Source organism: Microbacterium sp. Z12_35 (assembly GCF_058310475.1).
The window spans coordinates 2,572,979-2,597,293 of sequence record NZ_JBZEGJ010000001.1 but is presented as its reverse complement, the minus strand read 5'-3'; the positions used below and the strand labels follow the sequence as shown (position 1 = coordinate 2,597,293).

The 24,315-nt window shown below is 69.1% G+C and carries 26 protein-coding genes and 1 tRNA gene; 7 read left to right on the top strand and 20 right to left on the bottom strand.

All coding sequences use genetic code 11. The features are described 5' to 3' along the window. Positions 1 to 123: 123 nt before the first annotated feature. On the bottom strand, positions 124 to 1,143 hold the full coding sequence (locus AC4FS1_RS12525) for a zinc-dependent alcohol dehydrogenase (RefSeq protein WP_491155473.1): 1,020 nt from the start codon (positions 1,141 to 1,143) through the stop codon (positions 124 to 126). Between the two features lie 121 nt (positions 1,144 to 1,264). Further along, a complete protein-coding gene (locus AC4FS1_RS12520; protein WP_491155471.1) occupies positions 1,265 to 1,804 on the bottom strand; it encodes a MarR family winged helix-turn-helix transcriptional regulator in 540 nt (179 codons plus the stop codon). Positions 1,805 to 1,922: 118 nt separating this feature from the next. Here AC4FS1_RS12520 and AC4FS1_RS12515 point away from each other — a divergent pair, with 118 nt between their 5' ends. After that, positions 1,923 to 2,648, top strand: a complete 726-nt coding sequence (locus AC4FS1_RS12515; protein ID WP_491155469.1) for a MarR family winged helix-turn-helix transcriptional regulator — start codon at positions 1,923 to 1,925, stop codon at positions 2,646 to 2,648. Between the two features lie 112 nt (positions 2,649 to 2,760). Here AC4FS1_RS12515 and AC4FS1_RS12510 read toward each other — a convergent pair whose 3' ends face one another. The 6 genes from AC4FS1_RS12510 to dcd form a co-directional block, all read right to left on the bottom strand. Further along, positions 2,761 to 3,474 carry a copper homeostasis protein CutC gene (locus tag AC4FS1_RS12510; RefSeq protein WP_491155467.1) on the bottom strand — a complete coding sequence of 238 codons (714 nt, stop codon included), beginning with the start codon at positions 3,472 to 3,474 and terminating at the stop codon, positions 2,761 to 2,763. Positions 3,475 to 3,497: 23 nt separating this feature from the next. Beyond that, complete coding sequence (locus tag AC4FS1_RS12505) at positions 3,498 to 4,394, bottom strand: carbohydrate ABC transporter permease (protein WP_491155466.1); 897 nt, start codon at positions 4,392 to 4,394, stop codon at positions 3,498 to 3,500. Between the two features lie 3 nt (positions 4,395 to 4,397). Then, positions 4,398 to 5,282, bottom strand: a complete 885-nt coding sequence (locus AC4FS1_RS12500) for a carbohydrate ABC transporter permease (protein WP_491155464.1) — start codon at positions 5,280 to 5,282, stop codon at positions 4,398 to 4,400. Positions 5,283 to 5,425: 143 nt separating this feature from the next. Next, positions 5,426 to 6,673, bottom strand: a complete 1,248-nt coding sequence (locus tag AC4FS1_RS12495) for an extracellular solute-binding protein (RefSeq protein ID WP_491155462.1) — start codon at positions 6,671 to 6,673, stop codon at positions 5,426 to 5,428. 260 nt (positions 6,674 to 6,933) lie between these two features. Next, complete coding sequence (locus AC4FS1_RS12490; protein WP_491155460.1) at positions 6,934 to 8,064, bottom strand: ROK family transcriptional regulator; 1,131 nt, start codon at positions 8,062 to 8,064, stop codon at positions 6,934 to 6,936. Between the two features lie 37 nt (positions 8,065 to 8,101). Continuing rightward, on the bottom strand, positions 8,102 to 8,707 hold the full coding sequence (dcd, locus tag AC4FS1_RS12485) for a dCTP deaminase (protein ID WP_491155458.1): 606 nt from the start codon (positions 8,705 to 8,707) through the stop codon (positions 8,102 to 8,104). A 161-nt stretch (positions 8,708 to 8,868) separates the two neighbouring features. Here dcd and AC4FS1_RS12480 point away from each other — a divergent pair. After that, positions 8,869 to 8,942, top strand: a tRNA-Gly gene (locus tag AC4FS1_RS12480). A gap of 59 nt (positions 8,943 to 9,001) precedes the next feature. Here AC4FS1_RS12480 and AC4FS1_RS12475 read toward each other — a convergent pair. Beyond that, positions 9,002 to 9,433: a hypothetical protein gene (locus AC4FS1_RS12475; RefSeq protein ID WP_491155457.1), complete on the bottom strand. Its 432-nt coding sequence runs from the start codon at positions 9,431 to 9,433 to the stop codon at positions 9,002 to 9,004. A gap of 100 nt (positions 9,434 to 9,533) precedes the next feature. Here AC4FS1_RS12475 and AC4FS1_RS12470 point away from each other — a divergent pair, with 100 nt between their 5' ends. Further along, on the top strand, positions 9,534 to 10,115 hold the full coding sequence (locus tag AC4FS1_RS12470) for a TetR/AcrR family transcriptional regulator (protein WP_491155455.1): 582 nt from the start codon (positions 9,534 to 9,536) through the stop codon (positions 10,113 to 10,115). Between the two features lie 146 nt (positions 10,116 to 10,261). On the opposite strand, the gene AC4FS1_RS12465 is transcribed toward AC4FS1_RS12470, so the two are convergent. The 8 genes from AC4FS1_RS12465 to AC4FS1_RS12430 form a co-directional block, all read right to left on the bottom strand. Beyond that, entirely contained in the window at positions 10,262 to 10,999 is a 738-nt protein-coding gene (locus AC4FS1_RS12465; RefSeq protein ID WP_491155453.1) for a response regulator transcription factor, read from the bottom strand. Next, the gene (locus tag AC4FS1_RS12460) at positions 10,996 to 11,148 is read right to left on the bottom strand and encodes a hypothetical protein (protein ID WP_491155451.1); all 153 of its coding nucleotides are present in this window, start codon (positions 11,146 to 11,148) and stop codon (positions 10,996 to 10,998) included. The genes AC4FS1_RS12465 and AC4FS1_RS12460 overlap by 4 nt, the downstream gene beginning before the upstream one ends. Before the next feature lie 328 nt (positions 11,149 to 11,476). After that, positions 11,477 to 12,826: an MFS transporter gene (locus AC4FS1_RS12455; protein WP_491155449.1), complete on the bottom strand. Its 1,350-nt coding sequence runs from the start codon at positions 12,824 to 12,826 to the stop codon at positions 11,477 to 11,479. A 188-nt stretch (positions 12,827 to 13,014) separates the two neighbouring features. Next, positions 13,015 to 13,533: a DUF1269 domain-containing protein gene (locus AC4FS1_RS12450; RefSeq protein ID WP_491155447.1), complete on the bottom strand. Its 519-nt coding sequence runs from the start codon at positions 13,531 to 13,533 to the stop codon at positions 13,015 to 13,017. A 56-nt stretch (positions 13,534 to 13,589) separates the two neighbouring features. Continuing rightward, positions 13,590 to 14,066: an Hsp20/alpha crystallin family protein gene (locus AC4FS1_RS12445; protein WP_491155445.1), complete on the bottom strand. Its 477-nt coding sequence runs from the start codon at positions 14,064 to 14,066 to the stop codon at positions 13,590 to 13,592. Between the two features lie 126 nt (positions 14,067 to 14,192). Continuing rightward, positions 14,193 to 14,621, bottom strand: a complete 429-nt coding sequence (locus AC4FS1_RS12440) for an Hsp20/alpha crystallin family protein (RefSeq protein WP_491155443.1) — start codon at positions 14,619 to 14,621, stop codon at positions 14,193 to 14,195. Between the two features lie 130 nt (positions 14,622 to 14,751). Further along, the gene (locus tag AC4FS1_RS12435) at positions 14,752 to 15,615 is read right to left on the bottom strand and encodes an EamA family transporter (RefSeq protein ID WP_491155728.1); all 864 of its coding nucleotides are present in this window, start codon (positions 15,613 to 15,615) and stop codon (positions 14,752 to 14,754) included. A 44-nt stretch (positions 15,616 to 15,659) separates the two neighbouring features. Continuing rightward, entirely contained in the window at positions 15,660 to 16,940 is a 1,281-nt protein-coding gene (locus AC4FS1_RS12430; protein ID WP_491155441.1) for a serine hydrolase domain-containing protein, read from the bottom strand. Between the two features lie 131 nt (positions 16,941 to 17,071). Between AC4FS1_RS12430 and AC4FS1_RS12425 the strand changes: the two genes are divergently transcribed. Together AC4FS1_RS12425 and AC4FS1_RS12420 are read left to right on the top strand one after the other, a co-directional pair. Next, positions 17,072 to 17,380: a DUF2470 domain-containing protein gene (locus AC4FS1_RS12425; protein ID WP_491155439.1), complete on the top strand. Its 309-nt coding sequence runs from the start codon at positions 17,072 to 17,074 to the stop codon at positions 17,378 to 17,380. Between the two features lie 60 nt (positions 17,381 to 17,440). Further along, positions 17,441 to 18,091 carry a biliverdin-producing heme oxygenase gene (locus AC4FS1_RS12420; RefSeq protein WP_491155438.1) on the top strand — a complete coding sequence of 217 codons (651 nt, stop codon included), beginning with the start codon at positions 17,441 to 17,443 and terminating at the stop codon, positions 18,089 to 18,091. A 154-nt stretch (positions 18,092 to 18,245) separates the two neighbouring features. Here the strand turns inward: AC4FS1_RS12420 and AC4FS1_RS12415 are convergent, their stop codons facing one another. Beyond that, positions 18,246 to 19,604 (bottom strand): ATP-dependent DNA helicase, encoded by a 1,359-nt coding sequence (locus AC4FS1_RS12415; protein WP_491155435.1) that lies wholly within the window; start codon positions 19,602 to 19,604, stop codon positions 18,246 to 18,248. A gap of 84 nt (positions 19,605 to 19,688) precedes the next feature. Then, the gene (locus tag AC4FS1_RS12410) at positions 19,689 to 20,135 is read right to left on the bottom strand and encodes a helix-turn-helix domain-containing protein (RefSeq protein WP_491155433.1); all 447 of its coding nucleotides are present in this window, start codon (positions 20,133 to 20,135) and stop codon (positions 19,689 to 19,691) included. Between the two features lie 49 nt (positions 20,136 to 20,184). On the opposite strand from AC4FS1_RS12410, the gene AC4FS1_RS12405 reads away from it, so the two are divergent. Further along, positions 20,185 to 21,042: an NAD(P)/FAD-dependent oxidoreductase gene (locus AC4FS1_RS12405; protein WP_491155431.1), complete on the top strand. Its 858-nt coding sequence runs from the start codon at positions 20,185 to 20,187 to the stop codon at positions 21,040 to 21,042. 43 nt (positions 21,043 to 21,085) lie between these two features. Continuing rightward, complete coding sequence (locus AC4FS1_RS12400) at positions 21,086 to 22,195, top strand: hypothetical protein (RefSeq protein WP_491155429.1); 1,110 nt, start codon at positions 21,086 to 21,088, stop codon at positions 22,193 to 22,195. 8 nt (positions 22,196 to 22,203) lie between these two features. On the opposite strand, the gene AC4FS1_RS12395 is transcribed toward AC4FS1_RS12400, so the two are convergent. Beyond that, positions 22,204 to 24,192 (bottom strand): bifunctional copper resistance protein CopD/cytochrome c oxidase assembly protein, encoded by a 1,989-nt coding sequence (locus AC4FS1_RS12395; RefSeq protein ID WP_491155726.1) that lies wholly within the window; start codon positions 24,190 to 24,192, stop codon positions 22,204 to 22,206. Positions 24,193 to 24,315 lie beyond the last annotated feature (123 nt).

The following is a 24,315-nucleotide window of genomic DNA, read 5'->3' as shown; positions in this document are numbered from 1 at the left end:
ACGACATCCCACCGGGCGCACAGCCTCCGGCTGCGGATGCGCCGTGCACTCGATGGGATGCCGTGAGCTCGCCGGCGGCCGGAAGCGGATGCGCGCCCGTGCGAGACCTCCGGCCGACGACAGCTATCCGGCCGCGAGATCGAACACGAGCCGGGCGGGGACAGTTCCCTCGAGCACTTCGTCCATCGCCTCGGCGGCATCCTCGAGCCGCCGCCGTTCCGCGATGACGGTGGTGCGGCCGAGCGCGTGCAACCGGAAGACCTCCCGAAGGTCCTGACGCGTCCCGACGATCGAACCGATGATCGAGATGCCGCCGAGCACCGTGTCGAAGACGGGAACGGACAACGTCGAGTCGGCGGGCAGCGAGACCAGCACCATCCGCCCGCCCCTGTTGAGGCTGCGGAAGGACTGATCGAACACCGAAGGAGCCACCGCGAGGACGAGCGAAACGTCCGCGCCGCCCAGGGCGCGGATGGCCTCGACCGGGTCTTCTGTGGCGGCGTTCACCGCGTGGTCGGCGCCCAGCTCCTTCGCCAGCCGCAGCTTCTCGTCGTTGACGTCCACCGCGATGACCTCCGCCCCGAGCAGACGCGCGTACTGGATCGCGAGGTGTCCGAGGCCGCCGATACCGACGATGGCCACGCGTTCGGACGGCACGATGTGCGCAGCCTTGAGCGCCGCGTAGGTGGTCACCCCCGCGCATGACAGCGGGGCAGCGTCGAAGGACGAGACCTGGTCCGGAACCGGAACGGCGAAGCGCGCGTCTGCCACGGCGTACTCGGCATAGGCGCCGTCGATCGAGTACCCGGTGTTCTGCTGTGCCTCACAGAGGTTCTCGCGCCCCGTCTCGCAGTAGCGGCACGATCCGCACGCGCTGCCCAGCCATGCCAGCGCCACACGCTGCCCGATCGGGGGATCGGTGACGCCCGGACCCTGCTTCTCGACCAAGCCGATCCCCTCATGACCGGGGGTGAATGGCAACGTGGGCTTGACGGGCCAGTCGCCGTGCGCGGCGTGGATGTCGGTATGACACAAGCCGCAGGTCTCGATCCGGACGAGGACCTGCCCCGGCCCCGGCTCCGGGACAGGGATGTCCTCGACGGCAATCGGTGCGGTGAAGGATGAGACGACTCCGGCCTGCATGGCGGTTCTCCTGACATCGGGGGGACGGCGATCTGTCCGAGCGCCACCTCAGTGTGCGCTGCTTCACGACGAGGCAGAGGAGTCTTTGGTCCTGACCGGGTGGGGGGGGTTCCGGGCCGCCTCAGCGGCTCGGCCAGGCGTCGGCGAGCTTGGCGAGCAGGCGGGCGAGTTCGGCCCGCTCGGCGTCGGTGAAGCCCTCGAGCGCCGAGCGCACGGCGTCACGGCGTTCGCCTCGAAATCCGCGCACGAGCGTGGAGCCGGCCTCGGTGAGGGCCACCCGGATGCGGCGGGCATCGTCGGGATCGGGCTCGCGCCGCACGAGCCCGAGCTCGACGGCCTGTTGCACGAGGCGCGAGGCCCGTGGCTGATCGACCCCGATGGCCTCCGCCGCTTCACTCACGCTGAGCGGGTGGGAAGCCGCGGCCAGAGCGTCGAGCAGCCGCATCCGCGCGGGACCGCCCGCCCGGCCGTGGCCACCGCCCCACGGCGGACCGCCATGCCTGCCGCCGTGCGGACGCTGCCCGTGCTCTCCCCCGCGCGTCGGGTCGCCGTGCGCCCAGGGCCCCCGCGGTGGCATTCCGCCTTCCCATGGCGGCCGCGATCGTGCGCCCCGCAGGCGGAGGAGGGCGGCCGCGATCTCATCGGCGGGGTCGGCAGTCACAGCATCCAAGTTACATGCACATTGACAAGTACCTCTAACGCATGTCATAGTGCATGTACTTGCTTGTCATAAGACATGCAGTTTGCGGTCACTCCGATCGCACATCGAAAGGACTTCCATGCACACCTTTGACACTTCCCACACACCGACGCACCAGCGCCCGCTGGGGTTCTGGCTCCGCACCGTCGACGCCCTGCTCGACCGCGCCTTCGCGGAATCGCTGAGCGACGAGGGCGTCTCCCGCCGCGACTGGATGCTGCTCAACGTCATCGACGGCACCGTCGATGCGCCGTGGCTCGCCGAGCGCCTGGCACGTCGCAGCGGCCGCGTCCGCCGACTGGTCGAGCGCGGCTGGATCACGCAGACCGACGACGGCTGGGCGCTGACCGACGAGGGACGCGCCGCGCGCGACCGCCTCCAGGCGCTCGTGGACGGCATCCGCGAACGCGTGTCCGGTGCAGTCTCGCCGGAGGACTTCGCCACCACGATGGCCTCACTCGAGGCGATCGCCCGCGAACTCGGCTGGGACGAGAGCCGGCCGATCGACTTCGGCGGCGGCCGCCCCTGGGGGCGTGGCTTCGGTCGCGGGTTCGGCCCCCGGCACGGCTTCGGTCCGCACGGACACCGCCCGCACCCGGGTCACGGCTTCGGCGCGCACGGTCACCCCGCGCACCTGGGCCACGGTTCCACCGACGAGCGTTGCGCGGAGCACAGCAGCCCAGATCGCGCGCACGGCCGCCGCGGCCGTGGCGCCGATGCGGCGTTCGAACGCGGCTTCACCGCGGGATTCGCTCAGGGTCGCGGCGCCGCATCCGGAGATGCGACGAACGCCCAGGCTTCCTGACCGCCAGCGGCGGAGCGGTCGCCACGGTGAGCACCGGCACGCGCGTCCAGCGATGCGCGGCGCCGGGCCCGCCGCGGCGATCTCGCCCCGCGGTCCGGCGCCGCGAGGGGGCTCACGTCCGCCCGTCGCCTGCCGTGGTGCGGGCAGAGGCGAGGTCGACGGCTTCGCGCAGGGCAGCGGCCGCCCGCGGGTCGACCCCGGCACCGGCGGCCACGCCGGCGCGGGTGGCCGAGCGGGCCGAGGCGTGCACCGCATCCACTCCGGCGCCGAGGAGGACGGGCACGTGAGCGGCGGTCACTCCGCCGCCCGCCATGATCTCGATGCGGCCGGCCGCGTGCGCAACGAGGCGGCGTAACCGGTCGGACGCCGTGGCCGCGACGGCGGCGCCGCCGGAGGTCAGCACCCGATCCACTCCGAGGTCGACGAGGGTGTCCAGAGCGACGCGGCGCCGGGAAAGCGTGTCGAAGGCGCGGTGGAAGGTCACCGTCGCCGCGCCCGCCGCATCCTTCAGTGCACCCACCAGCGCCACGTCCACCATGCCCTCGCGTACGCCGCCGACCACGACGCCAGCCGCACCCGCCCGCACCGCGGCATCCACGTCGCGGCGCATGACCTCGAGCGCGTCCGCGTCGTACTGGAAGCCGCCTGCGTGCGGGCGCACAAGCACGTGCACCGGGATTCCGACCGCGATCGTGCGCTCGATCGCCCCGATCGACGGGGTCACCCCGTGGACGGCGAGGGCGGCGCACAGCTCGATGCGGTCGGCACCCGCCCGCGCGGCCACGACCGCGGACGCCGGTCCCTCCACGGCAAGTTCGAGCGACACGGGGCGCCGTCTGCCGGTCGTCGTCACTTCACGCTGCCCGCGGTCAGCCCGCCGACGAGCCGCTTCTCGATGAGCATGAACAGGATGACCACCGGCAGGATGGCCACGATCGACAGGCCGAACACATAATGCCAGCTCGTCTCGTACTGCCCCACGAACTTCGTCAGTGCGACCGATAGCGGCTGATTGCCCGCCGTCGAGAGGATGACGAGCGACGCCGCGAACTCGTTCCAGCAGGCGACGAACGTGAACACGATCGCCGTGACGATCCCGGGCCACACGAGGGGCAGGTTGATGCGGAAGAGCACCGTCAGCCGGCTGGCGCCGTCGATCTGCGCGGCCTCGTCGATCTCCTTCGGGATGCCGGCGAAGAACGAGTGCATGATCCAGACCCCGAACGACAGGTTGAACGCGGCGTTGATGAAGATCATCGCCGCCCACGTGTCGATGAGACCGAGCGTTGCGAACTGACGGAACAGACCCGACGTCAGCACGGCCGGCTGCAGCATCTGCGTGACAATCACCACGAAGAGGAACGTCATGCGGAAGGGGAAGCGGAACCGCGCCGTGTAGTACGCCGCGGGCATGGCGACCAGCAGCACGAGCAGCGTCGCAACCATAGCGATCACGACGGTGGAGACGAGGTTCTGCAGCAGCGGCGTCTCGGGGGTCGACCACATCGTGACGTAGTTCTCCCAATGCCACTCCGTGGGGAAGTACGTGGGCTCCACCGAGCGGATCTGCGCCTTCGTCTTCACCGAGCCGAAGAACATGATCGTGTACGGGAGGATGAAGAACACCAGCACGATCGCTCCGGCCAGCATCCGCAGCAGCACCCGACCCATCGGCACCTGGTCGGCGGTGTACCGGCGCTTGCGGGGGGCAGTGATCGTCTCGAACGCGGGGGCGGTGACGGCCACCGATCACACCTCCCGCATGGGCTTGACGACCCTGACATAGATCGCCACGATCACGATCACGATCACGAAGGCGACGACCGACAGGGCGCTGGCGACGTCGACCTTCTGCTGGTTCTGGATGTACTTGAAGATCATCGTCATGATCGTGTCGGCGTCGTAGCCGGGGATCGAGTCCGTCATCACTCTGAGGATCGGGAGCGAGTTGAACACGTTGATGATGTTGATCAGCACGGCCACCGACAGGGCACCGCGCAGCTGAGGCAGCACGACCGAGAAGTAGGTGCGCGCGGGGCCGGCGCCATCGATCTTGGCCGCCTCGATCGCGTCGGCCGGCACGGTCGCGAGGCCGGCGAGGATCGTGTAGGTGGTGAACGGCAGGGAGACGAAGATGGCCACGGCGATCGACCACATGAAGGCCGTCGCCGGGTTGCGCGTCCACCCGTAGCCCTCGGGCGTGGCGACCAGCCCCACGTCGACGAGGAAGGTGTTGATGATGCCGAAGTACGGTTCGAGCCCGTAGTAGACGACCATCGTCGTCATCACGACCGATGCCGCCCACGGGATGATGACGACGAGCCGCACGATCCGGCGGCCGGGGAACGCCTTGTCGAGTACCTGTGCGATCACCAGCGACAGCAGCACGGTGATGGTCACCACGGCCACCACCCACACGATGGTGCGCCCGAGGATCGGCCAGAAGTGGGGAAAGGAGAAGACCTCGACGTAGTTGTCCAGGCCCGCGGAACCCCTGTCCACGCCTGACACCGAGATGTCCCGCGTGGAGTTGAAGAACATCACCCCCGCCGGGAAGAACACGACGCCGAAGATCAGGATGAGCGCGGGTCCGATCCACGGCAGCGCTGCGAGCAGTTCGCGCCATCCCGGCACGCGATTGCTTCTCGTCGGGCGGTCGGGGGCGTGGCGGGGACGGCTTGCAACCGCCCCCGCCGGGCTCGATGACCGCTGCATCGTGGTACTCATCCTCCGACTCACCGTGCCCTTGCCGCCGCCGTCGCCGCCACGTGCCGGAATCAGCCCGCGGTGTCGACCTGCGCCTGGATCTCGGCCAGCACGTCCTGGGCGGGCCTCGTCTGAAGCTGCCCGAACAACGCCTTGAACGCGGCATCCGTCGCCGACCACTGCAGGTTGGTGCTCGGATAGAACTGCGCGTCGGGGAGCACCTCGAGGAACGGCGCGAGCGCCTCCTCGCCCGAGAGCTGCTCGGCACCGGTCTCGGTCACGGGAAGGAAACCCTCCGCCTGCACCCACGGAACGTAGACATCAGCGGTGTAGAAGTAGTCGAAGAAGGCGGTGATGGCCTCCTGCTTGTCACCGTCGTTCTCGAACGCCATGAGCTGATCCATGACGCCGAGGGTGAAGGGCGAGCCGTCGGCTGTCGGGATGGGCACGATCGAGTAGTTCAGGTCGGGATTTCCTTCTTCGATCTGGCCCACTATCGGGGGCAGACCGACCTGCATGCCGATCTTGCCCTGGACGAAGATGTCCATCAGCGGCGAGCGCTGGGTCGAGCCCGGGTCGGCCTGCGTGGCGCCGGCGTCGATCATGGCCTTGATCTGCTCGGCGCCCGGCAGGTTCGCCGGGTCGTCGACCGTGATCTCCGTCCCGTCGCCGAACGATCCTCCACCGCCCCACAGCCAGACGGCCGCTTCCGCCTGTGCCTCTTCCGAGCCCAACGGCATGCCGTAGCCGGCGATGCCGCCGCCGAGGCCCGACACCCTGGTGGCCGCATCCAGGAGTTCGTCCCAGTTCGTGGGAGCAGCCGCGACGCCCGCCTGCTGGAGCAGGTCGTCGTTCACGAACAGCGCGCGGGCCGATGCGATGAGCGGGAGAGCGTAGGCGGTGCCGTCGACCTCGGCGTTGGCGACGAACGCGTCTTGGAAGTCGGCGTAGGTCTCCGGCGAAACGACGTCTTCGGCCGCATAGAGCAGCTCGTCGGCCGCGAAGCCGGCGAAGGGGCCGCCGTTGTAGATGTCGGGCGCCTCACCACCCTGGATCTTGGTCGTGATGACCGACTCGAGGTTGTCCCACGACTGCACCTCCAGGTTGACCGAGATGTCGGGGTTCTCCTCCTCGAAGCCCGTGATCACGTCCTCCCAGAGCGCCTGGGTGTTGTCGGAGTAGCTCGGCACGAGCAGATCGAGCGTGGTGCCGCTCGAGTCGCCACCGCCGCCGGTCGATCCGCCGAAGCCGCACGAGGCGAGCGCCAAGGTGGCGGCGGCCGTGATGGCCACCGCCCCGAGTCGGATGTAGGTCTTCATTGCGCATCCTTCACTGTCGAGTGGTGCGCCGCTGCCCGCGTGTTCTGCAACGGCGGGTGTCTGGTGACTGATCGTTGGTACGACTAACAGGCCCTGCAAACACCCAGCGTCGGTCACAAACACGTCGCGCATCACTGAGTGGGACAGCTTCTCGGCCCCTCAGTCCGAGGGGGTCAGCGAAATTTGTTTAACGGTAGTACATACTCCGAGGGCCGACAAGAGAGGTGGTGGGGTCATGTCGCGGAGTGGTCCACGACCGCTCAGATGATGCCGAGGACGCCGCTGAGGACGAGGATGACCGCTCCCCGGAGCATGACGTCGTCGCCGAGGTCCGAGCCCCGCAGGGTCAGCGTGGCAGACAGCTCCGCAGGGATGCGGCCGGACAGCGACGCATGGGTCGCCGCCAGCAGATCATCGGCGTAGGAGGGCGGCAGCCCGCTCACCACGACCGTGGTCAGCGCGAGAGCCCCGACCAGGGGGGCGAGCACACCGCCGAGCTGGTGACCGGCGTTCTCGAGGACCTCCCTGCGCCGTTCGGGCGAACCGTCGCCCCCGCGCAGGAGCGCGGCGAGCCGCGGCACGGACAGCGTCGCCTCCAAGCACCCGAAGCGGCCACACACGCAGCGGGGGCCACCCGGGGCCGTGGTGACGTGGGCGATCTCACCCGCCGAGAAATCGTGACCGTGGAGGAGCTGGCCGTTCGCGATGATGGCGGCGCCCACACCGGATCCGACCCGCACGAACATCAGGTCATCGCGCCCCTGCGTCACCTCGCGTTCGGCCAGCGCTGCCGCATTGGCGTCGTTGGCGACGCACACCGGCAGCCCGGTGTGCTCCGACAGCCGAGCGCGCAGGGGCAGGCCAGACCACCCCCGGTTGAGGGAGGTGAGCACGACGCCGTCGAGGTCGACGATGCCGGGGACGCAGACCCCGATGCCGAGAACAGGAACCTCGGCGCGGGCGAGCAGCAGGTCGATCAGCTTACGCGCCATGACGAAGGCGTCCTCACCGCGCGCCCCGCCCAACGTCACGGAAGCGCGATCGTGGATCCGCCCACCGAGGTCGATCAGCGCGGCCATGAACTCATGATCGGGCGAAAGGTCCACGGCGAGCACCACCCACGACGTCCGCGCCACGTCGAGGTCGACTGCTGGTCGTCCGGGCCCATCCACCGGGCGCTGCCGCGTCTCGACGACAAGCCGGGCCTCGAGCATTTCGGCGATGAGGCTCGACACGGTGGCCTTGGTGAAACCGGCCGCACGGGCCAGGTCTGCTCGCGAGCGGTTGCCGCGTCGGTAGAGCAGCTTGAGCAGGCGCGCGTGGTTGCTCCCGGGGATGCTCCGCTGAATCTCCAGGGGCGTGGAACCGGCGGCGCCGGCACTCGTTGTCATGGCGCCATCCTCGCCCGCTGCGACGGCGGACGCCGCGTCAGCGCCCGGCTGAGCCGGCGTCCGTCACGCCGACGTCGGTGCGATGGAAGTTCAGGAATGACCGGGATGCGGTGGGGCCGCGCTGGCCCTGGTACCGGTTGCCGTACGGGCCGGAGCCGTAGGGGTTCTCCGCCGGCGACGACAGCCGGAAGAAGCAGAGCTGGCCGATCTTCATCCCCGGCCACAGCTTGATGGGCAGCGTGGCGACGTTGGAGAGCTCGAGGGTGATGTGCCCCGAGAATCCGGGGTCGATGAAGCCCGCGGTGGAGTGGGTGAGGAGACCGAGCCGTCCGAGGGAGGACTTGCCCTCCAGCCGTGCGGCGACGTCGTCCGGCAGGCTCACCTGCTCGTAGGAGGAGCCCAGCGCGAACTCGCCAGGGTGCAGGATGAAGGGCTCGTCGGGTGCGACCTCGATGAGCCGCGTGAGTTCGGGCTGGTCTTCGGCGGGGTCGATGAACGGGTACTTGTGGTTGTCGAACAGCCGGAAATACCGGTCCAGGCGCACGTCGACGCTCGACGGCTGCACCATCGTGGCGTCAGAGGGCGCGAGCCCGATGCGTCCGGATTCGAGTTCGTGGATGATGTCGCGATCGGAGAGCAGCACGCGCTCAGCCTAGAGCCGCCGCCGGTCCCCTGCGTCCGTGAGACTGCATGGTGCCCACGAAACTGCGGTCGTGCGCCGCAGTCTCGTGGGCAGGATGCTGTCTCGCGGTGTGAGGGGCGGGGAGTGCGCTGTTATGCTGACGAGGCGCCGAAAGGCCGCTCGGGGATGTAGTTCAATGGCAGAACTTCTGCTTCCCAAGCAGATAGTGCGGGTTCGATTCCCGTCATCCCCTCCATTGCCCGTTCTCCCGCTGAATCTGCCATCGCGGCGCGGGGAGAGAAGCGACCGACGGCCTCAGCGGCCAGAACGCACGAGCCGGTAGGCCAGGAAGAGGATGGCGCCGGCGAGGACCACGGCGCCGGCGGGGGTCATGACCGCAACCCCGAACGAGGCCTCACCCGCGGTGGCGCCCACGTGGACGAAGAACCCGCCGGCGAGGAGTCCCACGCCGACGAAGTAGACCACGTAGCTGGCGATCTGCGTGCGGGTCGAGGCGCCTGTGCGCGCCATCGTCATCACGTACAGCATGCCGATCACGGTCAGCACTCCCGCGTGGCCGTGGCCCGCACGGAAGAACTGCTCGGCGTGGTCGCTCATGCCGGCGCTGATGAGCCGGAGCAGGGAGTAGCCGCCGAACATCACGCCGAGAAGCGCGATCCAGTTCACGGCGAGGAGGATGTCGGTCACAGTGCGTTGGCGGGGGCGAGTGTCGGTCGCGGTCGTCACGGGTTTTCCTTCTTCAGGGCGCTTCTCGGGTCGGTCACGTCATCGCTAAGTGAACAGTGATCACTTGCGAATGCGTCACGGTACCAGCAAAATGTGATCAGTGTCTACATCGCGCGGGTATCATCACGGCGACGCTCGCGAGAGCCTGCTCGCGGCCGCGGAGCGGGCCTGCGACGCGAACGACATGCGATCGCTGAGCCTTCGCGAACTCGCCCGCGACATCGGCGTGAGCCCTGCCGCGCCCTACAAGCACTTCGCGACGAAAGAAGCGCTGCTGCGAGAACTCGCCGAGCGATGGATGGCGCAGTTCGTCGACTCGCAGGTGGCCGCGCTGGATGATCCGGAGCGGACGGTCAGCGCAGCGGAAGCAGCCGGTTGCGCCTACGTGGCGTGGGCCGTCGCGCACCCCCGGCGGTTCGCGTGGATCTACGATCCCGACGTCGTCGGTGACCGGAGTCCGGAATTCGCCCTCCAGATGGCGCGACACCGCGACGTGCTGCGACGCGTCGCCGCGGAAGCGGGTCCCGCCGCCGACGCGAAGGCAACGCCTGGGCTGGCCACGCGGATGTGGGCCACGGTGCATGGCCTCGCGGTGCTCTCGAACATCGGCCTGGTGCCGGAGGCGGAGGCCGTCGACGCGATCCGGCTGAACCTGCGTCGGCAGCCCCGATCGAGCGACTGACCTCAGAACCCAGCCGACCTGAAGTGGGGCATCAGCCGTCCCGCGACGCGCCAGAGGTCGACCACGACGGGGATTCCCGTCATCCCCTCCCTGTGAGTTCTCCCACCGGTACGACCACCACCCGCGCCGATACCGACGGCGGCCGATCAGGCGCGGCGGCGGGTCGCGCCGTAGACGGCCGCCTGTGTGCGACGCTCGAATCCGAGCTTGGCGAGGAGGCCGGAGACATAGTTCTTGACGGTCTTCTCGGCCAGGAAGAGCGACTCGCCGATCTGCCTGTTGGTCAGGCCATCGGCGATCAGCCCCAGGACCTGGTCCTCACGCAGCGTCAGGCTGGGTCCGGTGGTGACGAGCCCCCGCGATCTCTTCGCAGACGGACGCGACGCCGGCAGGAGGTGCTCACCGCGGGAGACCCGGATGACCGAATCAAGGAACGTCCTGCCGTCAGCGCGCTTGAGGACGTAACCCGACGCACCGGCGGCGATCCCCGCGGCGATGGTCTCCGGCTGCTCGTCGGAGGTGAAGATGAGACACCGGGTCTGAGGGCGCGCAGATGTGATGGCGCCGCACAGGTCGGTCCCGCTGCCATCCGGCAGGTGCGCTTCGATGATCACGACCTCGGGATCGGCGGCAACGACCTGGGCCGCGGCCTCTCCGGCCGAGGTCGCCTCTCCGACCACGACAAGACCCGCGTGCGACCCGAGCAGCTTGGTTATCCCGAGCAGGAAGATCTCGTTGTCGTCCACGACGAGCACCCGGACCGAGCCATCCTCTGAGGGGCTTCGGACGGGCGGGCGTTCGACGCGACGCGCCGGAGCCGGAGCGTTCACGTCACCGGCGCTCATCACGCGCAGCACCGGCTGCGCCCAGTGCTGGCGGTTCACGATGACCTCGCCGCGGATTTCTCCGCGGCGACCGCCGCCAGGATGAGCGCGGTCACGTCGATCGGCTGGGTGGGCGGAAGGTGGAGATCGGCCGGGCCGACGGCCCCCAGCCGCCGCTCGGGCGCGGGGTACCCGGAGAACTCAGCCATTGCCGGCTCCTCTCCGCTCGCTGTGGCTCAGCGCGGTCTCGGACCTCATCGGGGGGAGGGATGTCTTCGGTGTCAGGGTCATGGTCGCCTCTCGGGGGGGGAGGTGGCAGCCTCGGATCGAGGATGCCGGGGACGACAAGGTTCACTCACGACGCGCGGCATGGTAAGGGCCATAGGTCCCAGCGCGCGACACCGGTGACATGCATGCGGCGGATCACGCCGACACGACGCCTTCGCACGCGCGCTCGCGATGGCGTAACGGCACGTACGACAAAGCGCGGTGCCGGGACCCTGAAGGCACCCGGCACCGCGCGTCAGCCCCTGCCCGTCAGCGTCGAGCCGCCGGGTCGGGTGCGACGGTGACCGCAGGGCTTCGCAGCGCATCGTGCTCGCTCGTGATGTCACGACCGGCCGTCTCGGGAAGCCACTTCCACAAGAACGGCAGCGCGAGCACAGCGAGCAGCACCATGTACCAGGCCGGCGAGACCGGGTTGCCGGTGGTGCCCGCAAGCCACGTCCCGATGTACGCGGCCGGGCCGGCGATGAAGGCCAGCGCGATGTTGAATCCGATGGCACTCGCGCTGGACCGGTTGGACGCGGGGAACAACTCCACGAGCATGACGACGGTCGTGACGCTCACCAGCGACTGGGTGATCGTCAGCAGGATCATGCCGGCGACCACCGGGACGCCCTGGCCGCTGGACATCATCCAGAAGACGGGGATCGGAAGGATGATGTAGCCGATCGTGCCGATGATGTTCAGTCGGCGTCGACCGAACCGGTCACTGAGCGCACCCGCGAGCGGGCACAGGATCATGTAGACGGTGAGACCGATGGCGCTGAACGTCAACGCAGGTCCGCGCTCGAGACCGACGGTGGTCGTGAGGTAGTTCACGACGTACGTGGCCAGGTAGTAGAAGCCGGTGCCCTGCACCGCGGCGATCGCGAGGGTCAGCAGGATCGGACGCAGGTTCTGCCGGAGGCTGCGCAGCAGGGGCGACTTCTCCACCTCACCGCGGGATTCGACGTTCTGGTAGACGGGCGTTTCCCCCAGCCGCAGCCGGATGTACAGCCCCACGAGCGTGAGCGGGGCGGCCAGAAGGAAGGGGATGCGCCAGCCCCACGAGAGCAGGTCGGTCTCGGAGAGCACGTTGTTGAGGAACAGCGCGAACAAGCTGCCGACGATCGTGGCCAGGGCGGCGGTGGCGGAGATCACGCTGCCGAACTTGCCTCGGTGCGGGGTCGGGGTCGATTCGATGAGGTACGCGGCCGACCCGGTCCACTCCCCTCCGGCGGACAGGCCCTGAACGCACCGGCACAGCACCAGCAGCAGCGGCGCGAGGACACCGACCATGCTGTACACGGGAAGCAGGCCGATGATCGTGGTGGCGATGCCCATCGAGACGATCGAGATCACCAGCGCGGTCCGCCGACCGTAACGGTCCCCGATCGGTCCGAGGATGAAGCCACCCAGGGGGCGCATGAAGAAGCCCACGGCGAAGACGCCCAGCGACGACAGGATCGCCACGAAGGGGTCGGTGTCAGCGGGGAAGAAGAGCTGGCCGATGATCACGGCGAAGAAGCCGTATACGGCGAAGTCGAACCACTCCATGAAGTTGCCGACCGCGACAGCGACGGCGACGCGGGCCTTGTTGGGCGGGGACGCGACGGACGACACGAGTACCTCCTTGTACGGGGACCAACCAAGACGAACTTCGCAATCTTGGCCTATCGTCTGACAATCCGTCAAACCCGCCCGAACCGGTTGGTACCCGCTGCGTCCCTCGCACAGCGCTTCCCCACGGGTCGCCCCGGCGGGCGCCTTCGCGCACGCCGGGGCAGTACCCGTCGGGGATCAGCGCCCGATCACGACTCGATCGCTGCCAGGACGCGCTCGTCGCCCTTGCTCACCGCCTTGACAACGGCGTTGAAATCGCCCTTGTCGACCGCCTTGGTGACGCTCTTCGTCGCCTTCGTGAACGCCTTGTCGACCCGGTCGAGGTAGCGATCGTCGATGACGGCGACAACGGCGGACGACCCCGCCGGCAGCCACTCCTCCACATCGACACCGATCTCCTTCTCCTGGTGGCGCTTGACGATCTCGCCCACCCCGGCTCCGATGCCGGCGCCGATGACCCCCGAGAGCAGGAGCGGAGGGGCAAAGAGGCCGACGACCACGCCGACGGCAGCGCCCGCGGCGGTGCCGTATACGAGCTGCCTTCCGCCGTGCTCCTTCACGGTGACTTTGCCGTCGGAGTCGCGGGCCAGCACGGCGGCGGCGACCACTTTGACGTCATCGACCGACTTCAGTTCGTTGAAGCCGGTCGACGCGGCGTCCTGGTCGTCGTATGCCGCGATGAGCAATGAATAGTTCCGGTCTGACATGGCATGCCTTTCGTTTCCCACACTGTCCGCTTCGGCGGGGGCGGGAGGCCAGGGGATTAAGTCCCGCTGTCCGGAGGGACACCGCACTGCGCGGCCGTGTCCGCGCCGTCGAACGCGACCGCCATCCGGCGAGTGCCGGACCCGTCCCCGGGAGGCACTCGGACGCGCAACACCCCTGCGGAGAAGTTCGCCGTCACCCCTCCGAGCCCGAAATCATCGGGGAGCGCGATCGTATGGGAAATGGCACTGGCCGCCTCGCGCAGAAAGTACTCGCGACGCCCGTCGGGCGCGGCACTGTTCCGCTCGGCTTCCACGACCAGCCGACCTCCCTCGACCTTCACCACGACGTTGTCCGCATCGAAGTTGGGCAGGTGCATCTCGATGACGAAGGCTCCCCCGTCGTCGGTGTACATATCGGTGGTCGGGGGAACCACGCCGGTCACACGCCCCGGATCATCCGCATCCGTATCCACATCGAGGCGGTCCGGAACGCCCTCCGTGCGCGAGCACTCATAGGCGATGTGGCGAGGCATTCTGAGCCGCAGCCGCTGCCTGGATGAGCGCCGAGACGTCGATCGGCTCCGTGGGCGGCAAGGAAATGTCGGCCGGTCCGATCGGGCTTCCGCGGACCGCTGACAGGTGGTGGGCGAACGGGCCACTCACGACGTGGACGATCCGATCTCAATGCTGCGCGCGGACTCACCCGCGCTGAGCGGCACGGTGACCTTCAGCACCCCGTTCGTGAAGTCTGCCGAGATCGCACCCTCCTCGGCTTGTTCCGGAAGAAGGACGCTGCGGTAGAAGCTGGTGCTGCTCTCGCGGATGACGTACTTCTTGTCCTTGTCCTCCTCCTTCTCGCGCCGCTCGGCGTTGATCACCAGAGCGCCGCGATCCACCGTCACGGAGACATCCTTCTCATCGAAATTCGGCAGATGCGCCTCGACGATCAGGGACTTGTCGCCCTCCATGTAGATGTCGGTCGTCGGGAGCTTTCCCCCCGAGCGGGCCGGGAGAAGGTCCTCGACCAGTGACCGGCGCACCGCATCCAGTCCCATGAACGGGTCGAACCTCGTCAGACTACGGGCCATGTTCTGTTCCTTTCGCACGGGGCGACAGCGGTCGCTTCGATGGAGCACGCTTCGCGCCCATGCCCACATTCACTCAGAAGGCGTCACGCGGTAAGTGCCATAGGTCCCCGCGCGACGGCGGGCCGGCCCGTCAGACGAGCGGCTCGGCGAACCGCTCGTCGTCGGGCGCCGCCCGCTTCGGGGCGCGGGTGGCGGACCACACTGCGCCGATGGATGCCGCGATCACGAGCGCGATGCCGACGATCTCCAGCCACGCCAGGTGCTGGCCGAGGAGGAAGAACCCGGCGACGGATGCGGTGGCCGGACCGAGGCTCATGAGGATCGCGAACGCGGCCGCCGGGAGTCGGCGCAGCGCAATGAGTTCGAGCGCGTACGGAATGGTCGACGACAGGACGGCCACGGCGGCGCCGAGCGCGAGAAGGTCCACGCGCAGCAGCGCGGAGCCCGCATCCACGATCCCGAGGGGGAGCGAGAGGACTGCGCCGATCACCATCGCCAGGGCGAGACCGTCCAGGCGCGGGAACTCGCGGCCCACACGTGCCGAGGCGAGGATGTAGAACGCCCACGCGGCCGCAGCTCCCAGCGCGAACAGCACGCCCAGCAGATCCAGGCGCTCCCATCCTCCGCCACCCAGCGCGGCGACCCCGACCAGGGCGAGTCCTGCCCAGACGAGCGCCGAGGCGCGCCGGCTGGCCACGATCGACAGTGTCAGTGGCCCCAGCACCTCGATCGTCACGGTGACGCCGAGCGGCAAACGCTCCAGTGCGAGGTAGAACAGTCCGTTCATCACGAGCAGCACGAGGCCGAACAGCACCACGGAGGTCCAGCCGCGGCGTGAGTGGCCCCGCAGTCGCGGGCGGGCGATCGCCAAGAGGAGAAGCGCGGAGAAGACCAGCCGCAGCATCACCATTCCCAGCGGGCCCACCTCGGGGAACAGCATCACCGCGAGCGCTGCGCCGACCTCCTGACAGGCGAGGCCGACGACGACGAGCAGCACGGCGCTGCTGGGTCCGAGGCGACCCGCCCCGCCGGCCGGGGTCACTGCGGGGGTGCCTGGCAGATGGCGTTCGCCGCGATCGTGTCGTGGAACTGCTGCGCCGTCCATGGCAGGCCTGCTTCGGGGATGCTCTCCCCTTCCGCCGCCGGCGCCTGGGAAGCGATCGCGGCCAGCTCCCACGCGAGCCACGCGCTCATCGAGGGGTTGGCGCCGGAATTGTTGAGCACGACCGCGACGGTCAGCCCGGTTCGCGGGTCGGCGAATGCGGCGGTGAGATACCCGGGGATCGAGCCGTACTGCCCGATGAGCGCACCCGCCTGATACGCGCCGCCGGCGGCGGTGAACCAGGTCGGCTGATCGGCGGCGACGGGCAGCGGGTTCTCGAAGCGATCGGTCGCCTCCGGGGTGAGCGCGCCCGTGGCCAGGGCCTGCGCATACCGGCCCAGGTCGGTGATGTTCGTCACGGCACCGGAGTCGGCCCAGCCGATGCTCGCCGACATCCTGGTCACATCGGGCGGCTCGGCGCAGTTCCACGCCCCCGCAGCATCCGCCGTCGACCAGTACCCGTGCAGGGATGCGTCGTCCGAGGGTGCTGCGGCCGGGCGGGTAGGCAGCTCGGTCACGGTGAGGTCGAGGGGCTCTGTGACCCGTTCCGCGAGCAGATCCCGCATGCTCTCCCCCGTCGCGCGCTCGAGCGCCGACCCCAGGAGCAGATACCCGGCGTCGGAGTCGCGGTAGGCGGTCCCCGGTTCGATGCGGTCGAGGCCGAGTCCGTAGCCGGCGAGCTCGCGGGGGTCCCACTGCCGTTCGATGTTGGAGAAGATCAGCGACTGCAGCTGCGGCGTGAACGAGCCGACACCCGCGGTGCCGTCGCACAGCTGACGCAGCGTGATGTTGTCGAGGTCGGGGAAGCCGTTGACGTAGTGGACGACACTGTCGTCGAGATCGACCGTTCCTTCGGCTGCGACCTGGAACAGGACGTCGCAGGTCATCGCGCGCGTGACATCTGCCGCCCGGAAGGCCATGTCGGCATCGACCGCGCCGCCGGCACCCCCCGGAGCCTGCGTGCCGAGGCCCGAGACCCAGCTTCCGCTCCATGGAGCCCACACACCCACGATGGCGCCGGATGCGCCGGCGGCGCCCATGGCAGCGGTGACGGCGGCCTCCAGCTGCGATGCCGTCTCATCGGGGAGTCCGCGCTCGGTCTGAGCCGGCAGATCGATCTCGACCGCCTGAGGAGCGGAGCATCCGTTCAGCGCTGTGGCCAGGGCAGCTACGCCCAAAGCGACGGCGAGAAGGCCGCGACCGCGATGGAACCGCATCCTTACCCCCGGGAATTTCAGCGCGTCGCATGACGTGCACATGAATTCAAACACACCCGCTGGACGCGCCCAGAGGCTTTCGGCCGGGTGCGGGTCACGTCTCCATCACGACTGTCCCTAATGTGGTCCCCATGCCGCACACCTTCGACGACGGGGCCCTCGCGGGCGTGCTGCGTCACATGAACGACGACCACGCCGACGACAATCTGCTCATCGCGCAGGCGTTCGGAGTGGCGGATGCGCGCGACGCGACGATGACCGGATTCGACGGGGATGGCGGCGAGTGGACCGTGGTGGCGGCCGACGGCACCACGACCTCGCTGCGGGTCCCGTGGCCGGGCGGTCCCATCACCGAGCGGCGCCAGGTCCGGCGGGAGATCGTCGCCCTGTACGACGAGTCGTGCCGGCGGCTGGGTCTGGAAGCCCGACCGCACGACTGAGACCGAGCCACGTGATTCTCGCACTTAGGCTTGCCTAACTCTTGCCTTAGGATGGCGCACATGAGCGACGTCCTTTCGTTCTCGGCAGCGTTGCGCGAGCGTTCCAGCGCGGCCCACTCCTCCAGCGAGTACTCCGGATTCATGTCCGACCTCATGCAGGGCGAGGGCACACGAGACGACTACGTCGCGCTCGTGGCACAGCACTGGTTCATCTACGCCGCGCTCGAGGAGGCGGCTGAGCGGATGCGCCGCGACCCGGTGGCGTCGGTCTTCATTTCCGACCGCCTCACCCGCCTTCCCGCACTCGAGGCCGATCTGGAGTTCCTCCTCGGACCCGACTGGCGCGACAGCATCCACCCCCTCCCCACGACCCAGCGATATGTGGAGCGCATCCGGAAAGTGGGCACCACCTGGGCGGGTGGCTTCGTCGCCCACCACTACACCCGCTACCTCGGCGACCTCTCGGGCGGACAGTTCATCGGGCGGCTCATGCAACGCCGCTTCGGCTTCGAGACCAACGGCGTGGGCTTCTACGTCTTCGCCGACATCGCCGACCCGACGGCGTTCAAGGACGTCTACCGCGAGCAACTCGACGCGGCCCCCTGGGATGCACCGGAGCAGGAACGCGTGATCGACGAGGTGCTGCAGGCCTACCGCTTCAACACGGAGCTGTTCGAAGACCTCGCTCGCGCGAAGGCCGCCGTAGCCTGACCCGTCCGCCCTTCCGCCCCTCCCCGTCGTTCGCCGAGAAACTACGATTCCGCCGAGACATGACGCATCGCGCCGTTTCTCGTCCGGAATGTCGTTTCTCGACGGGACGGGACGGGACGGGCGGGCGGGCGGGACGAGGGCGGGGGCGCGCGGGTTACGCGCGGGCGCGGAGCGCGGTGCTCATGAACCGCTGCACGTCGGGATCGACGCGGATGTCGCTGGGCCGGAGCGGCCGCGACAGGTAAAGGCCGTCCAGGCTCGTGAGGCGGCTGAGCGCGACGTAGGTCTGGCCGGGCGCGAAGGCGCCGGAGCCGAGGTCGATCACGGCGCGCTCGTACGTCTTCCCCTGCGACTTGTGGATCGTCACCGCCCACGCCAGGCGGAGGGGGAACTGCGTGAACTCGGCGACCACGTCGCGGGACAGCGTCCGCGTGCCGGGGTTGTACGAGTAGCGGAATCTCTCCCACACCGCCGGCTCCACATCGTGCTCGGTACCATCCACCTCGACGCGCACCGTGCCGCCGGCGATACGGGTGACGGTGCCGATCGTGCCGTTGACCCAGCGAGGCGGTTCCCCGTACGTCGACACGTCGTTGCGGAGGAACATCACCTGCGCCCCCACCTTGAGCTTCAGCTCGACATCGGCGGGATAGTTCCCCTCACCCCGCCCGAAGTCGCCACTGACATCGGCGTTGGCCGTCTGCATCCGCCCGACCAGTTCGTCCAGGTGCCGCCGGTTGATGGTGTTCACGATGTCGTTGCGGGTGGCGAGCGTGATGATGGGATGCTCCCCGTCGGCCGGGCTCGGAGGCGTGCGTGCGCCGGCGTTGTTGAGCACCCCCGCCATGTCGGCCGTCACCCGCCCGTAGCGGACCGCGTTCAGCAGCGCCTTGAACGCGGGGTCGGACTGGCGGTGGATCTCGGCCAGCTCCCGCACGTTGAGGTCGGTCCCGTAACGGCCGAGGTCGAGCGCGCCGTCCGCTCCCTCCGAACCCGCCCACACCTTCGCATCGAAGAACCAGAACGACCGGTAGTGGTCGCGGATGTAGCGCATCTCGTCGCCCCGCGGCGGCACCGGCGCGAGTTGGTAGGGGTCGCCGAACATGACGATCTGCACGCCACCGAACGGCTCCGCGCGCCGGCCGCGAGCCTGCCGCAGCGACCGGTCGATGCCGTCCATGAGGTCGGCGTTGACCATGGAGATCTCGTCGATCACGAGCGTGTCGATCGCGTTCAGCAGCTTGCGGGTGACGTCGGACTGCTCGATCTCACTGGTGGCGATGAGCCCGATGGGCAACCGGAAGAGCGAGTGGATGGTCTGGCCCTCCACATTGAGCGCGGCGACGCCCGTGGGGGCGCAGACGGCGATCTGCTTGCTCGTGTTCCACGCGAGATGCTGCAGAAGCGTGGACTTGCCCGTGCCCGCACGGCCGGTGACGAACACATGCTCGCGCGTGTCTTCGATGAGCCGGAACAGAGCCTCCTGCTCGGCGGAGAGGGACGGCGTGCTCACCGGTTCATGGTAGTTCCCGTCGCGCGCCGTCGCGCCACGGTACGCACCGGACGCCGGCGGACATCCGGCTGTGCACAGGTGCCGTCACGCCGCGGCGCGCGCCCTTCGCCCCCGCGCGGTGCGTGTGCGATCGTCCGGAGTGCCGACGGACAGCTCCGAGACGTGCACCTGGAAGCGGGGACAGGTCGCAACATCGCGCGCACGGCAGTGCAACGCATGCTCGGCCATCTCTCGCGCGCGCTGGATCTCCGCGGCTCGGCGGTCCAGTTCGGCAAGGTGCTCACGCAGCATCCGGTTGCGGCCGGCGGGAGCCGCGTCCAGCAGCGCGGCGATCTGATCGAGGCTCATCCCGGATGCCTTGCTGCACAGGATGACGGCCACACGGACCCGATCGCCCTCCGAGTACCGCCGCCGGCCGGCGGGGTCGCGGGCGGGGTGCAGGAGACCCATCTCTTCCCAGTGCCGGAGGACGTGGGTGTCGAGCCCGAACTGCGCGGAAATATCGCCGATCGCCTCACCGTTTGACTTCATGTTGACATGAAGTCACAGGATCGTCTCCTACGCAAATTGAAGGAGTGACATGTACGACACGGTGATCGTCGGCGGGGGTCCCGCCGGCCTGCAAGCAGCCCTCACTCTCGGCCGCGTGCACCGCCCGACGGTGCTCTTCGATGAAGGCGGATACCGTAACGACCCCACCGCGCACGTCCACAATGTGCTGGGATTCGACGGCACCCCTCCGGCCGAGCTCCGGGCGCGGGCACGCGCGGAACTCGCCGCCTACGAAACGGTCGAGGTGCGCGACGAACCGGTCACCGCCATCACGCGGGAAGATGAGGGCTTCCTCGTCACCACCGGCGACGGCACGACGGTGCACGCACGGACGGTGATCCTGGCCACGGGGATCACGGATGCGCTTCCCGACATCCCCGGTCTCGCCGCGCAGTGGGGCCACAAGGTGGCGCATTGCCCCTTCTGCCACGGACATGAGTTCGCGGGCCGCCCGGTCGCGGTCATCGCGGAGAACCCCCACGCGGCCGTTCAGGCCGCCAAGCTCCGCCCTGTCGCTTCGGAGGTGCACGTCGTGGCTCCATCCGCCGTCGAGCGTGTCCACGAAACATCCGACGGTCTCACCCTCGACCTCGCCGACGGATCGACCCTCGAGGTGGCGGGTGTCTTCGTTCACCCGCGCTCATCGCAGCGGGCGCCGTTCGCCGAGCAGCTGGGCCTCGCCGTGAATGCGTTCGGGCTCGTGGCGGTGGATGGGGTCGGACAGACCAGCGTCGACGGCGTCTCTGCGGTCGGCGACATGGCCCAGAGCGAGGCGTGGCCGGCTCCGCTGGCTTCGGTCGTCCTCGCGATGTCGACGGGCCAGCTCGCCGCGTTCGGCATGGTCCAGCGGTTCGCCATGGAGGAACTCGCCCATGCAGCCCCGTGACCCTCACGGGGCTTACGGAGGCACGGGTTCCTAGACTGAGACCGTGCAGACGCCCTCGCCATCGGACACTCTGCGGCCGGAGGCGACCGCAGAAAGCGGCGATTCCGCCCCTCGGCGCCGTTCGCGTCGTCTGGCCCGTGACCTGACCACGCTGGCCGTCGTCGGGGTGCTGCTGGTGGCGGCCCTCGCCGCCGCCGGGGTGACCCTCTACCGCGAGGTGTACAGCCCCACCGCCTTCGTGCTGCGGTACCTGGATCTCCTGTCCGACGGGCGCGCAGCCGATGCGCGCGCGGTTCCCGGCGTGACGATGGATGCGGCGGCGCTGCAGGCCGCGGGGCTCAGCCCCACCGCATCCGATGTGCTGCTGCGCCATGACGCCCTCGCCGCCTTGACCGACGTCGAGATCATCGACGAGAAGGTCGAGGGGGAGCTGACGGAGATCACCGTGTCTTACCACGCCGGCGGCCTGCCGGGAAGGACCACCTTCTCCGTCGTGCAGGACGGATGGACCGGCATCGCCCCGTCCTGGCGCTTCGCCACCAGTCCTCTCGCCATGATGGACCTCACTGTGCGCGGGTCGATGCGGTTCGACGTCAACGGCTTCGAGATCGACAAGCGGCAGGTGTCGCCGGACGGTGCGGAGGCGGACCCGCTGGCCCCCCTGCCGCTCCTCATCTTCTCCCCCGGCCTGTATTCGGTCGGAGTCGACACCGCCATCTCGGCGACCCCCGGCGTGGCGGTGCTCGCCGACGCGCCGCGGGCCGCCGTCCCGGTCGACATCCAGGCCGAAGCGACCGAAGAGTTCGTCGCCGTCGTGCAGCAGCGGATGAACGAGTTCCTCGCCGCGTGCGCCGCACAGGAGGTGCTGCAGCCGACCGGCTGCCCCTTCGGGTTCCAGGTCCGCAACCGCATCGTCGACGCGCCGGCCTGGTCGATCGTGCAGCAACCGGAGGTGCGCGTGGAGCCCGATGGTGCGGGATGGCGGATCGTGCCGGCCGAGGCCGTGGCTCATATCGCCGTGGACATCCGCTCGCTCTTCGACGGCTCAGTGCGCAGGGTGGAAGAAGACGTGCCGTTCTCGGTGTTCGGATCCATCACGGTCCAGGCGGACGGCACCGCATCCATTCAGGTGCAGGGGCAGAACGCCGAGTAGCCGGCGGTTCAGGGGCGCGCGCGGGCATCGCGCTCGGCGAGCGCCGCCAGCTGAGCGTTGTACTCGTGTAGCTCGGCGTCGCCCGTGCGGTCGGCGTGCCGATCGCGGCGGCGCTGCGTCCGCTCGTCCGATCGGCTCCACTGGATCGCGACGGTGATCGCCAGGATCAGGGTCGGGAGCTCGCCGATCGACCACGCGACACCCCCGCCGATGTACTGGTCCTCGAGCGGATCGGCGCCCCAGGTGCGTCCCATGGAACCGAACCATTCCGCGATCATCAGGCCGCTCTGCATCATGATGGCGATGCCGAAGAAGGCGTGCATCGCCATGACGACGATGAGGAGCACGAGCCGCAGGGCGTACGGCAGCCGGTACGGCACCGGGTCGATGCCGATCAGGGAGAGCACGAAGAGGTAGCCCGTGAGCAGGAAGTGCGCGACCATCCATTCGTGCCCGAGGTGGTCGTACAGCGACCAGCGGAACAGGTCGGTGTAGTAGAAGATCCACAGCGATCCGATGAAGAGGCCTGCCGCGATATACGGATTGGTGAGCACCCGCGCGACGGGGCTGTGCACGGCCCAGAGGATCCACTCGCGGCCGCCTCGGGTGCCGTCATCGCGACGACGGATCGCGCGCGCGGCGAGGGTGACCGGGGCCCCCGGCACCAGCAGGAGCGGGATCGCCATGGTCAGCAGCATGTGACCCACCATGTGCACGCTGAACAGGTAGTCCTGGTACGCGTTGATCGGCCCGCTCGTCACCCACAGCAGCAGCAGCATCCCCGCCACCCACAGCACCGTGCGGTACACCGGCCACCCGTCACCGCGGCGGTGCAGGCGCCATACTCCGGCGAGGTAGAAGAAGAGTCCGAAGGCGACCGCGAACAGCCAGAGCAGGTCGATGTCCCACGTGGTCAGCCACCGTCCGATGGTCAGCTCGGGCGGAACGGGTGAGCCGGTGAGGATCTCGGCCGGGGAGTTCAGCGCGGGGGCGCCCGCCGAACCGGGCGGAGGAGTACGCGCGAGCGCTGCTGCGGCGCCGCTGGCGATGCCCATGAACGCCAGCTCGAGCCCCACCAGTCCCCAGAAGCGGCGGGATGCTCCGTCCTCGCGCGTGCGCGAGATCAGGCGCTTGCGATACCAGGCGCCGAGGACTCCCATCGCCAGCAGCGCGATGACCTTGACGATCACGAGCACCCCGTAGGGGCTCGCGAGCGCCGCCCATCCACCGAGGCCCACCGAGGCACGAACCGTCCCCGACACGGCGACGACGACGAAGGCGACCAGCGCCAGACTCGAGTAGCGGAGGAGAACCCGGCTCAGCATCTCCCGATCGAGGATCGGGCGGATGATCACGAGCAGGATCAGGCCGCCCAGCCATACCGCGGCGCCGATGATGTGCAGCACGAGCGCCAGCACGGCGGAGTCGTGGTTGGCCTCCTCACCCGAATGGCCCTGCGTTCCCATCGGCACCAGCGCGACGATGGCGAGGAGGGCGACGAAGAACGTGGATGTCCACGAGCGGACCGCGAACGTCAGCACGGTCAGCACGGCACCGGCGACCGTCGTGAGCAGCCACGTGCGGCCGAGCTCGACCTCGACGAGGAACCGGCCGAGCTGCTGGCCGAAGAGCGCATCCGCGCTCGGGGCGGCGTTCATCGTGTTCACGAACGTGAAGAACCCGGTCAGCGCGGACGCGACCGTGAACAGCGCGGCACTGGCCGATGCGGTGTCCAGCGCCACGTCGAACGCGCGCTCACCGGCCGGAAGAGCGTAAAGGGCGAGGACGAGCGACCCGATCATCCCTGCGGCGGTGAGGTTCACGGCCAGGGTCGCGACGGGCAGACCCCAGCGCACGACCGGACCGGGGTCGCCGAGCGCCAGCGGCGCGGCACCGCCTCCGTAAGCCAGGCCCCAGAAGAGGGTGACGACCGCGGCCACGACCAGGATGATCGGGCCGGCCAGCCGCAGAGCTCGCCGCGGGCGTTCCGACCCCACGGCCCCGCGCGGCGCCTCGGCGCGGCGCGGAGGGGAAGTGAGGGTCACCCCACCAGCCTACGTGCGCGTTTCTGGGGAAAGGACGAAGGGGGGATGCCGCAGCATCCCCCCTTCGCTTCGCGT

Excerpts from the sequence above, each read along its gene's own strand:
- AC4FS1_RS12495 (WP_491155462.1), bottom strand. The coding sequence starts at position 6,673 with ATGAAGACCTACATCCGACTCGGGGCGGTGGCCATCACGGCCGCCGCC.
- AC4FS1_RS12490 (WP_491155460.1), bottom strand. The coding sequence starts at position 8,064 with ATGACAACGAGTGCCGGCGCCGCCGGTTCCACGCCCCTGGAGATTCAG.
- AC4FS1_RS12445 (WP_491155445.1), bottom strand. The coding sequence starts at position 14,066 with ATGCCTCGCCACATCGCCTATGAGTGCTCGCGCACGGAGGGCGTTCCG.
- AC4FS1_RS12440 (WP_491155443.1), bottom strand. The coding sequence starts at position 14,621 with ATGGCCCGTAGTCTGACGAGGTTCGACCCGTTCATGGGACTGGATGCG.
- AC4FS1_RS12425 (WP_491155439.1), top strand. The coding sequence starts at position 17,072 with ATGCCGCACACCTTCGACGACGGGGCCCTCGCGGGCGTGCTGCGTCAC.
- AC4FS1_RS12525 (WP_491155473.1), bottom strand. The coding sequence starts at position 1,143 with ATGCAGGCCGGAGTCGTCTCATCCTTCACCGCACCGATTGCCGTCGAG.
- AC4FS1_RS12420 (WP_491155438.1), top strand. The coding sequence starts at position 17,441 with ATGAGCGACGTCCTTTCGTTCTCGGCAGCGTTGCGCGAGCGTTCCAGC.
- AC4FS1_RS12405 (WP_491155431.1), top strand. The coding sequence starts at position 20,185 with ATGTACGACACGGTGATCGTCGGCGGGGGTCCCGCCGGCCTGCAAGCA.
- AC4FS1_RS12410 (WP_491155433.1), bottom strand. The coding sequence starts at position 20,135 with ATGAAGTCAAACGGTGAGGCGATCGGCGATATTTCCGCGCAGTTCGGG.
- AC4FS1_RS12515 (WP_491155469.1), top strand. The coding sequence starts at position 1,923 with ATGCACACCTTTGACACTTCCCACACACCGACGCACCAGCGCCCGCTG.
- AC4FS1_RS12460 (WP_491155451.1), bottom strand. The coding sequence starts at position 11,148 with ATGGCTGAGTTCTCCGGGTACCCCGCGCCCGAGCGGCGGCTGGGGGCC.
- AC4FS1_RS12430 (WP_491155441.1), bottom strand. The coding sequence starts at position 16,940 with ATGCGGTTCCATCGCGGTCGCGGCCTTCTCGCCGTCGCTTTGGGCGTA.
- AC4FS1_RS12450 (WP_491155447.1), bottom strand. The coding sequence starts at position 13,533 with ATGTCAGACCGGAACTATTCATTGCTCATCGCGGCATACGACGACCAG.